At 73.7% G+C, this 11,758-nt stretch carries 2 protein-coding genes; both read right to left on the bottom strand.

The window, feature by feature from the left end:
• On the bottom strand, positions 1–2,709 hold a 2,709-nt coding region (locus POF73_RS45195; protein ID WP_272125365.1), incomplete at its 3' end, for a type I polyketide synthase.
• A 64-nt stretch (positions 2,710–2,773) separates the two neighbouring features.
• On the bottom strand, positions 2,774–11,758 hold an 8,985-nt coding region (locus POF73_RS45190), incomplete at its 5' end, for a type I polyketide synthase (RefSeq protein WP_272125364.1).

The raw sequence follows: 11,758 nt of genomic DNA, 5'->3' as shown, positions 1-11,758 counted from the left end.
GCCGGTGCTGGTGCCGGTTCCGGTGAGGAGGCCGGCCCAGACGACGGCGGCGCCGCGCGTGTGCAGGGCGGCGAGGGCGGACTCGAAGGCCCGGGTACCGGGCTGGTCCTTGTGCTGGGCCGGGACGGCGAGCACCTCGTCCTCGGACGGCAGGCTCTGCGCCGCCAGGGCGGACAGGGTGCCGTCGGGGCCGAGTTCCAGGCAGCGCGTGACACCGAGGCCGGTCAGGGTGCGGACGCCGTCGGCGAAGCGGACGGCATGGCGGACGTGCCGCACCCAGTAGTCGGGGTCGGTCAGTTCGTCGGGGTCCGCCGGACGGCCGGTGAGGTCGGAGACCACGGTCAGCCGTGGCGGGTGGTACTCCAGCGACTCGGCGACGCGGCGGAAGTCGCTCAGCATCGGTTGCATCAGCGGTGAGTGGAAGGCGTGGCTGACACGGAGCGCGGTGGCCCGGTGGCCCTGCGCCCTCACCTGCTGCGCGATCTCCTCGACATCGGCGGCGACTCCGGCGATCACGGTGGCGCCCGGTCCGTTGACGGCGGCGATCCCGGCCCGGTCGGCGCGCCCCTCCAGCAGGGGCAGCACGTCGGCCTCGGGGATTTGCAGGGAGACCATGGCGCCGCCCTCGGGCAGCGCCTGCATCAGCCGGCCGCGGGCGGCCACCAGCCGGCAGGCGTCGGCGAGGGACCACACCCCCGCCACGTGGGCTGCCGCCAGCTCGCCGACGGAGTGGCCGAGCAGCACGTCGGGGCGTACCCCGAAGGACTCGGCGAGCCGGAACAGGGCGACTTCCAGGGCGAACAGGGCGGGCTGCGCGTACTCGGTACGGTTCAGCAGGTCGGGGTCCGTGCCGAACACGACGTCCTGGAGCGGCCGTTCGAGGGTCGTGTCGACCTGGGCGCACACCTCGTCGAAGGCGTCCGCGAACACCTCGTACGCGTCGTACAACTCTCGCCCCATGCCGAGGCGTTGAGAGCCCTGGCCGGCGAAGAGGAAGGCGGTCCGGCCGGTCTTGGCGGCGGAACCGCTGACCAGGCCGGGTCGTGCGTGACCGGCGGCCAGGGCGTCCAGGCCGCGCAGCAGCTCGTCCTGGTCGGTGCCGAGCACCACGGCCCGCTGTTCGAACACGGACCGGGTGGTGAGCAGCGCGGCGGCGGTGCGCGCCGGATCCGTCCCGGGGCGGGAACGTACGAAGTCGGCGAGCCGCCGGGCCTGTTCGCGCAGGGCGACAGGGGTGCGGCCGGTGACCATCCACGGCACGGCCGCGGAGGGCAGGCGCAGGACCGGCGGCACGGGAGCGGGGGTGTCCGGGTCGGCGGCCGGCTCCTCGGGGGCCTGTTCGAGGACGACGTGGGCGTTGGTGCCGGAGACACCGAAGGCGGACACACCCGCACGCCGCGGTCGGTCCCCGCCCTGGGACCAGTCGGTGTTCTCGTGGAGCAGCCGGACGGCGCCGGCCGTCCAGTCCACGCGGGACGTGGGTTCCTCGGCGTGCAGGGTGCGCGGCAGCGTCCCGTGCCGCATCGCCAGGACCATCTTGATGACACCGGCGACACCTGCGGCGGCCTGGGTGTGCCCGATGTTCGACTTCACGGAGCCCAGCCACAGGGGCCGTTCGCGGTCCTGGCCGTAGGTGGCCAGGAGGGCCTGTGCCTCGATCGGGTCGCCCAGCGCCGTACCCGTGCCGTGGGCCTCGACGGCGTCGACATCGGCGGGTGTGAGGCCACTGCCCGCCAGTGCGGAACGGATCACCCGCTGCTGGGAGGGGCCGTTGGGGGCGGTGAGGCCGTTGGACGCGCCGTCCTGGTTGACGGCGGTGCCGCGGACCACGGCGAGCACCGGATGCCCGTGGCGGCGGGCGTCGGACAGCCGCTCCACCACGAGCACGCCGACGCCCTCACCCCAGCCGGTGCCGTCGGCGCCCTCGGCGAACGCCTTGCACCGGCCGTCCGCGGCCAGGCCGCGCTGCCGCGAGAACTCCACGAAGGCGCCCGGTGTCGACATCACAGTCACGCCACCGGCCAGGGCCAGGTCGCATTCGCCGGCGCGCAGTGCCTGGACCGCCAGATGCAGGGCGACCAGCGACGACGAGCACGCGGTGTCGACGGTCACCGCGGGCCCTTCGAGGCCGAGCACGTACGACACCCGGCCCGAGAGCACGGACGCGGTGATGCCGGTGGTCAGGTGCCCGTCGGACTCCTCGGGCCGGCCCAGCATCAGCGCGAGGTAGTCCTGGCCGTTGGTGCCCGTGAACACGCCGGTCCGGCTGCCGCGGAGGGACCCCGGCTCGATGCCCGACCGCTCCAGTGCCTCCCACGAGGTCTCCAGCAGCAGCCGCTGCTGGGGGTCCATGGTCATGGCCTCGCGGGGGGAGATGTCGAAGAACGTCGAGTCGAACAGCGGGGCGTCGTAGAGGAAGGCTCCCTGGCGGGCGTACGTCGTACCGGTGCCGCCCGCCGCGTCGAAGATCCCGTCGAGGTCCCAGCCCCGGTCGGCGGGGAAGTCGGCGACGGTGTCACGGCCCTCGGCGAGCAGCCGCCAGAACTCCTCGGGAGTGTCGGCCCCGCCGGGGAAGCGGCAGCCGAGGCCGACGATCGCGACCGGCTCCTGACGGCTCGCCTCGACGTCATGAAGGCGCTGGCGGGTCTGCCGGAGGTCGGCCGTCGCCCGTTTCAGGTAGTCCCGCAGCTTCTCTTCATTGCTCGCCATCGTGCCCCATTTCCTTGCCTTCCTCGCAAAGCCGTGCGTGGACCCCGTCGCCGGAGCCGGGTGGTCAGGAGGTTCCGAGTTCCTTGTCGAGCAGCTCGAACATCTCCTCGTCCGTCGCCACGTCCAGTTCCGCGACCGCGTCCTCCGTCTCGTCGGCGGCGTCGGCGCCGGTCCACATCGCCAGCAGTTCCCGCAGCTTCGCCGTGATCTCCGGGTGTGCTTCGCCACCGGCCCCGGCCTGAGCCGCGAGGGCCTCGGCGAGCCGGTCGATCTCGGCGACGACACCGGTTCCCCCGGCCGAGTCGCCGTCGGGGCCGGCGAGTTCGGCCTCCAGGTACCGGGCGATGTCCACGGGTGCGGGGTAGTCGAACACCAGGGTCGCCGGCAGCTTGAGGCCGGTGGCCGCGCCGAGCCGGTTGCGCAGTTCCACAGCGGTCAGCGAATCGAATCCCGCCTCCCGGAAGGCGCGGGCCGGGTCCACCGCGCCGGCCTTGGCATGTCCCAGGACCAGGGCGGCCTGCTCCCGCACCAACTCGACCAGCGCCGCCGACCGTTCATCGGCGCCGAGCCCGGCGAGCCGCTGCCGCAGGGCATCGGAGTCCGCCCCGGACACGGCGTCCGCCAGCGCGACTTCCGCCTCCGGTATCTCCCCGAACAGGGTGGTGGCACGGCCGGCGGTGAACGCGGGAGCGAACCGCGTCCAGTCGGCCCGTGCCACGACCGCGGCCGGATCGCCGCCGCCCGCCAGCCGCTCCATCGCCACCAGTGCCAGATCCGGGTCGAGGCCCGTCAGGCCCCGGCGGCGCAGATACTCCTCGACGCTGCCGTCGGCGGCCATGCCGTCTTCCGCCCACGGCCCCCACGCCACGGACGTGGCCACCAGCCCGGCCGCCCTGCGCCGCTCGGCCAGGGTGTCCAAGTAGGCGTTGGCGGCGGCATAGTTGCCCTGGCCCGGGGAACCGATGGCGCCCGCGAACGACGAGAACAGCACGAACGCCGACAGCTCCCGGTCCCGCGTCAGCTCGTCGAGGTTGCGCGCGGCGACGGCCTTGGCCCGCAGGACGGCCGTGAAGCGTTCCGGGGTGAGCGCCTCGACGAGCCCGTCGTCGAGGACACCCGCCGTGTGCACCACGGCATCGACCGGGTGCTCGGACAGCAGCACGGCGAGCGCGTCCCGGTCCGCCGCGTCGCAGGCGGCCACGGTCACCCGTACGCCCGTGGCGGCGAGGTCGTCGCGCAGCTGCGGTGCGCCGGGCGCGTCGAGCCCGCGCCTGCTGATCAGGACGAGGTGCTCGGCGCCCTGCGCGGCGGCCCAGCGGGCCACCCGGGCACCCAGCGCGCCCGTTCCGCCCGTGATCAGTACGGTGCCCGACGGGCGCCAGCCCGCACCGAGTGCGCCGGGTGCCGTCCGGCCGAGCCGCCGCCCGAACACACCGGTCGCCCGGATCGCCACCTGGTCCTCTCCCGTGCGGCCCGTGAGCACACCGGCCAGGCGGCCCGTCGTGCGCCGGTCCATGACCTGGGGCAGGTCGACCAGACCGCCCCAGCCGTCCGGGTGCTCCAGCGCCGCGACCCGGCCGAGGCCCCACACGGCGCCCTGCGCCGGATCGGGCGCCTGGTCGGCCCGGTTGACGGAGACCGCGCCCCTGGTCAGCGCCCACAGCGGGGCGGCGATGCCGGTGTCGCCGAGTGCCTGCACGAGTACGGCGGTGGCGGCGGGGCCGGCCGGCACGCCGTCACCGGCATCCTGACCGCCGGTCGCCTCCGTGGCGTTCGCGCCGTTCGGCTCGGGCAGCGCCAGGAAGGACAGGATCCCGGCGACCGGCTCCTGCCGCGCTGCCGCGGCCAGCAGTGCGCCCAGCGCGCCCCGGTCGGTGCCGGGCTCGTACACGACCCGCACCGGCTCGGCACCGTTCGCCGTGAGACCGTCCAGGACGGCGCCGCTCCACGCGTCGTCCCGCAGCCCGGCGGGCAGGACCGCCAGCCAGCGGCCCGGCAGCGCCGCGGCGGAGACCGTGCCGAGCGGCTTCCAGCTCGTGCCGTACAGCCAGTCGTCCACCCGGGACTGCTCCCGCTGCCCGCGCCACCACGACGACAGGGCCGGCAGCAGTCCGTCCAGGGCGTCCTCGGCCACGCCCAGCGAGTCGGCCAGCACACCGGCGTCGCCCTGTTCGACGGCCGTCCAGAACCCGGCGTCCGCGCGGTCGGCGGCGCCCGTTGCCGACGGACCGCCCGGCCTGGCTCCCTCGGGCCAGAAACGCTCGTGCTCGAAGGCGTAGGTCGGCAGATCCACCACGGCCGCCCGTGTCGGTGCGAACAGTGCGGGCCAGTCGACCTGCCCGCCGTGCAGATGCAGCGAAGCGACCGCCGAGAGCAGGCTCATCGGCTCGGCACGGTCCTTGCGCAGGGTCGGGGTCAGCAGCCGCTCCCGCACATCGCCGTCGAGGCTGCCCTGGGCGAGCGCGGCCAGCGTGCCGTCCGGCCCCAGCTCCACGAACCGGGACACGCTGTGTGCGTCCAGGCGGCGAACGGCGTCGGCGAACCGGACCGGCCGGCGCACGTGATCCACCCAGTGGGCCGGGGACATCAGCTCCTCGGCCGTCGCGAGCTCACCGGTCAGCGTGGACACGATCGGTATCCGCGGCTGCTCGTACGACAGGCTCTCGGCCACCTCGCGGAACTCGTCGAGCATCGGCTCCATCAGCGGCGAGTGGAAGGCATGGCTCACCCGCAGGGCCGTGACCTTGCGGTCCAGGGCGCGGAAGTGGGCGGCCACTTCGTCGACGGCCTCGGCCGTACCCGAAATCACCACCGCCTGCGGCCCGTTGACCGCCGCGACGCCCACCCGGTCGTCGAGCAGGGGCGCCACCTCGTCCTCGGTGGCCTGCACGGCGGCCATCGCGCCGCCCTCGGGCAGCGCCTGCATCAACCGGCCCCGCGCCTCGACCAGACGGCACGCGTCCGCGAGCGACCACACCCCCGCCACATGCGCGGCGGCGATCTCCCCGACCGAGTGACCGGCGAGCACGTCCGGGCGCACGCCCCACGACTCCAGCAGCCGGAACAAAGCCACTTCCAGGGCGAAGAGGGCGGGCTGCGCGTACTCCGTCCGGTTGAGCAGGTCCACGTCCCCGCCGAAGACGACCTCCCGCAGCGCGAACGGCAGCTCCGCGTCCACCGCGTCAAAGGTCTCGGCGAAGACCGGGAACGCCTCGTACAACTCCCGTCCCATACCGAGCCGTTGCGAGCCCTGCCCGGCGAACAGGAACGCGAGGCGTCGGCCGGCGGAGCCGCCGGGGGTGCCGGCGAGGACGCCGGGGTCCTGCCCGCCCACCGCCACGGCCCGCAGCCCGCGCAGCAGCTCGTCACGGTCGGCGGCCAGGACCACCGCGCGGTGCTCCAGCCAGGGCCGCAGCGCCGACGACAGACCCAGGTCGCTCAGTCGCAGTGCGCGGTCGGCGTCGACGCGGGCCCACAGCCGTTCGGCCTGGCCGCGCAGGGCGCCCTCGGACGCGGCGGACAGGGCGATCGGTGTCACGGGCAACTCGTCAACTGCCGTGGCCGGTTCGGGGGTGACCGTGTCGGGGGCCTGTTCGATGATGACGTGGGCGTTGGTGCCGCTGATCCCGAAGGACGACACCCCGGCCCGCCGGGGGCGGTCCTGCGGCCGCGGCCACTCCACGTTCTCCGTCAGCAGGGTGACCTCGCCCGCCGTCCAGTCGACGAAGGGAGAGGGCTCGTCGGCGTGGAGGGTGCGCGGCAGCACGCCGTGCCGCATCGCCATCACCATCTTGATCACACCGCCGACACCGGCAGCCGCCTGCGTGTGACCGACGTTCGACTTCAACGAGCCCAGCCAGAGGGGCTGTTCACGATCCTGACCGTAGGTGGCGAGGAGCGCCTGCGCCTCGATCGGGTCACCGAGCGGCGTCCCTGTGCCATGCGCCTCCACCGCGTCCACATCGGCGGGCTTCAGTCCGGCACCGGCCAGCGCCTGCCGGATCACCCGCTCCTGCGAGGGACCGTTCGGCGCGGTGAGACCGTTGCTCGCACCGTCCTGGTTCACCGCCGACCCGGCCACCACGGCCAGCACCCGGTGCCCGTTGCGGCGCGCGTCCGACAGCCGCTCCAGCACCAGCATGCCGATGCCCTCGGACCAGGCCGTACCGTCCGCTCCGGCCCCGAAGGACTTGCAGCGACCGTCGGAGGCGAGGCCTCGCTGCTGGCTGAAGTCGACGAAGGTGTCCGGCGTGGACATCACCATGACACCGCCGGTGAGCGCCAGATCGCACTCCCCGGCCCGCAGCGACTGGGTGGCCAGGTGGAGGGTGACCAGGGAGGACGAGCAGGCGGTGTCGACCGTCATCGCCGGGCCCTCCAGACCGAAGCTGTAGGCAATACGGCCGGAGTGGACGCTGCTGGTGTTGCCGGTCAGCAGGTAGCCGTCGGAGTCGTGCTCGCCCTCGCTCAGGCAGGAGTTGTAGTACTGGCCCATGACACCGGCGAACACCCCCGTGCGGCTGCCGCGCAGCGCCGTCGGGTCGATGCCCGCGCGTTCGAAGACCTCCCAGGAAACCTCCAGCAGCAGCCGCTGCTGCGGGTCCATCGCCAGCGCCTCGCGCGGTGAGATGCCGAACAGCCCGGCGTCGAAGGACGCCGCGTCGTACAGGAATCCGCCCCGGCGGACGTAGCTCTTGCCGAGCCGGCCGGGCTCCGGGTCGTACAGCGCCTCCAGGTCCCACCCGCGGTCGGTCGGGAAGTCGCCGATCGCGTCGCCGCCCTCGCTGACCAGCCGCCAGAGATCGTCCGGCGATTCGACGCCGCCGGGGAACCGGCACGCCATGCCCACGATGACCACCGGATCGTCGTCCACGCCCTTCCCGGCGGGCAGCACGACACCCTGCGGGGCGGCGGCGTCTCCGCCGAGCGCGGTCAGCAGATGCCGGGCGAGCGCGGCGGGCGACGGATGGTCGAAGACCAGCGTGGCGGGCAGCCGCAGCCCGGTCGCCGCGTTGACGCGGTTGCGCAGTTCCACCGAGGTCAGCGAGTCGAAACCGAGCGTCTTGAACGCCTGGCCCGGTTCCACCTCGGCGGCCGAGGCATGGCCCAGCACCTGGGCCACCAGACCGGAGACCAGGTCCAGCAGGAACGGTTCGCGTTCGGCGGTGGGCAGGGCCGACAGCCGACTCCGCAACTCGTCGCCGCCTCCCCCGTGCCCGCCGGTGTGCGCGGCACGCCGGGCCGGGCCGCGCACCAGGCCACGCAACAGCGCAGGAACCTCGGGGAGTTCACGCAATGCCGCGAGGTCCAGGTCGACCGGGAGGAGAAAGGAGAGCTCGGTGTCCCGCAGCGCGACGTCGAGGACCGCGAGGCCCTGTTCGACGGCGAGCGGCCGTACGCCGCCGCGTGCCATGCGGCGCAGATCCGCGTCGGTCAGCTCGGCGGTCATTCCCGCGCCCGGCGCCCACGGGCCCCAGGCGAGGGAGACGGCGGGCAGTCCGAGGTGGCGACGGCACACGGCGATGGCGTCCAAGTAGGCGTTGGCCGCCGCGTAGTTGGCCTGCCCGGCGCCGCCGAAGGTGCCGGAGACCGAGGAGAACAGCACGAACGCGGCCAGGTCCAGATCACGGGTGAGCGCGTCGAGATGTTCAGTCGCGTCCGCCTTGGGACGCAGCACCGCACGCAGCCGTTCCTCGGTCAGCGACGCCGTCACACCGTCGTCGACCACACCCGCGGTGTGGATCACTCCGGTCAGCGGACGGTCCGCCGGGATCGACGCCAGCAGGGTCTCGAGCGCCTGCCGATCGGCCACGTCACAGGCCGCGACGGTGACATCGGCACCCAGGTCGGTGAGTTCGGCGGCGAGTTCCGCCGCGCCCGGGGCGTCCGGTCCACGCCGCCCCGCCAGGAGCAGGTGACGTACGCCGTGTTCGGTGACCAGGTGACGCGCGGCCAGGGCGCCCAGACCGCCGGTGCCGCCGGTGACGAGGACGGTGCCGTCCGCGAGCCGGACCGGCTGAGTGTCGGAGGGGGCATCAGTCACGGACGGGGCCGGCAGCCCCGCGGCAACGAGCCGCGGGACCAGCGGCGTGCCCCCGCGGACGGCCAGTTCGGTCTCGGCGGCGAGGGTGTCCGTGCCGGCGAGCAGCGCGACCAGGGTCTCCCAGGACTCCGCTGTGCCGTCCAGGTCGGCCAGCGCGAAACGGCCGGGATTCTCGGTCCGGGCCGAGCGCATCAGGCCCCACAGAGCGGCGAGCGCCGGATCCGCCCCCTCGTCCGGCGTCACCGCCACCGCGCCCCGCGTCACCACCACGAGCCGCGTGCCCATGAACTCGTCGGCCGCCAGCCAGTCCTGTACGAAGCTCAGTGCGGCGGCGGTGACAGCATGGGCCGCGGCGACCGAGCCGTCGAACGGGGCGTCCGTCGCACCGCTCCAGGGAAGCAGCACGGTCTCGGGGGCCGGGTCACCGTCGTGCACGGCCCGGGTCAGCTCGGACCAGGTACGGACGGGCACTGCGGGAAGCGCGGCGGTCGGATCGTCATCCGGGGTCACGTGGTCCGACAGCAGGATCGTACGGCCGTCGGCGAGCGAGGCCTCGTCGGCGGGAGCCGGGGCGAAGGACGAGGACGAGGACATGATCGCGGTCGGCAGCGGAGTCCAGTCGATCCGGTACGTCCCGGAGGAGGCGGCCAGGCCCGCACCCGTCGCCAGTTCGGACGGCACCTCGCGCAGCGCCAACGAGTCGACGGCAGCGACCGCGTCACCGGCCGGGTCGCCCAAGTGCAGGGTCACCGCGTCGGGTCCCGCCGGAGCCACCCGCACCCGTAGGGCGCGCGCCCCGGACGCATGCAGCGACAGCCCGTTCCAGGAGAAGGGCAGCCGCCCGGCACCCGCTTCACCGAGCGGGCCGAAGAGGACAGCGTGCAGGGCCGAGTCGAGCAGTGCCGGATGCACCCCGAACCGGCCCGCGAGCCCCTCATGCTCCTCCGGCAGCACGACCTCGGCGAACACCTCGTCGCCGCGCCGCCACACCGTGCGCAGCCCCTGGAACACCGGGCCGTACGCCAGCCCGGCCGCCGCGAACCGGTCGTAGACGTCGGCGACGGGGCGGGCCTCAGCACCCTTCGGCGGCCACTCCGCGAGGTCGAACGCCGCGTCGGCGGTCGCCTCCGTCGTCGTGTCAGGGGCCAGCAGACCGCCGGCATGCAACACCCACGGCGTGTCGTCGGAGGCGTCCTGCGGACGTGAGTGCACCTCGACGGTGCGGCGTCCGGAGTCGTCCGCCACACCGACGGTGACCTGCAAACGGACCATGCCCTGCTCCGGCACCACCAGCGGCACCGCGATCGTCAGCTCCTCGACCCTGGCACAGTCCACGTGGTCGCCGGCGCACAGCGCCAGCTCGGCGTAGCCGGTGCCCGGGAAGACCGCCGCGCCCAGAACGGTGTGGTCCCGCAGCCACGGGTGCGAACGCAGCGACAGGCGTCCGGTCAACACCACTCCCCCGCCCGCCAGTTCCACAGCGGCGCCGAGCAACGGGTGTCCGGCCGCACCGACCCCGGCGGCGGCCAGGTCACCGGGCCGGTGAGAGGCCTGCGGCCAGAACCGCTTCCGCTGGAAGGCGTACGTCGGCAGCTCCACTGCGCGAGCCCCGCTGCCGGGGAAGAGAGCGCGCCAGTCGACATCGGCACCGTGGGTGAACAGCCCGGCCACCGCGGCGAGGAGAGCGGGTGCCTCGGGGCGGTCCTTGCGCAGGGCCGGTACGAGCAGCGCGGTCCCGGAGTCGTCGAGGGAGGCCTGGGCGAGGGCGGTGAGGGTGCCGTCGGGGCCGAGTTCGAGATAGCGACCGATGCCCTGTTCGGCGAGGGTGCGCACGGCGTCGCCGTAACGGACCGGCTGACGCACGTGGCCGACCCAGTAGTCCGGGGACATCAGCTCGTCGACGGTGGCCGCCTTGCCGGTCACCGTGGAGACGACAGGCAGCTTCGGACGCTCGTACGTCAGGCTCTCGGCGACCTTGCGGAAGTCCGCGAGCATCGGCTCCATCAGCGGGGAGTGGAAGGCATGGCTGACCCGCAGAGGTGTGGTCTTGCGGCCCTCGGTACGGAAGTGGTCCGCGACCTCCTCCACAGCGTCCGCGGTGCCCGCGATCACGACCGCCTGCGGGCCGTTCGCGGCCGCAAGACCCACCTGGTCGTTCAGCAGCGGCAGGACCTCGTCCTCCGTCGCCTGTACGGCGACCATCGCGCCGCCGGCCGGGAGCGCCTGCATCAACCGGCCGCGTGCCGCCACCAGACGGCACGCGTCCGACAGCGACCACACCCCCGCCACATGCACCGCCGCGATCTCACCGATCGAGTGCCCGGCCAGCACGTCTGGACGCACACCCCAGGACTCCAGCAGCCGGAACAGCGCCACTTCCAGGGCGAACAGGGCGGGCTGGGCGTACTCGGTTTGGTTCAGGCGCTCGGCGTCCGCACCGAAGACGACCTCCCGCAGGCTGAACGGGAGTTCCGCGTCCACCGCGTCGAAAGCCTCCGCGAAGACCGGGTACGTCTCGTACAACTCCCGGCCCATACCGAGCCGTTGAGAACCCTGCCCCGCGAAGAGCAACGCCGTCTTCCCGGCACGCGTCTGCGCACCCCGTACCAGCCCCGGCGCCTGTTCGTCGTCCGCCAACGCCCGCAAGCCTTGGAGCAGTTCCTCCTGCCCCGCCGCAAGCAGCACGGCACGATGCTCCAGCGCGGAACGCGTCGTCACCAGGGAAAGCGCGACATCACGGTGCGACAGCCCGGAATCGGACGACAGCCACGCCGCCAGCCGCTCCGCCTGCCCCCGCAACGCCGCCGCACTCGCACCCGACACCACCACCGGCACCAGCCCCGGCACCGGCTCGGACGGCGCCTCGACCACCTCCGCCGACACCTCGGGCGCCTCTTCGAGGATCACATGGGCATTGGTGCCGCTGATACCGAAGGACGACACACCCGCCCGACGGAAACGGTCCTCCGACCGCGGCCACTCCACACCGTCGGTCAGCAGGGTGAC

It is taken from the genome of Streptomyces sp. HD (assembly GCF_028369295.1).
In the GTDB taxonomy this organism is placed as follows: domain Bacteria; phylum Actinomycetota; class Actinomycetes; order Streptomycetales; family Streptomycetaceae; genus Streptomyces.
The sequence above is the reverse complement of the archived record's forward strand: the minus strand, read 5'-3'. Positions and strand labels throughout refer to the sequence as shown.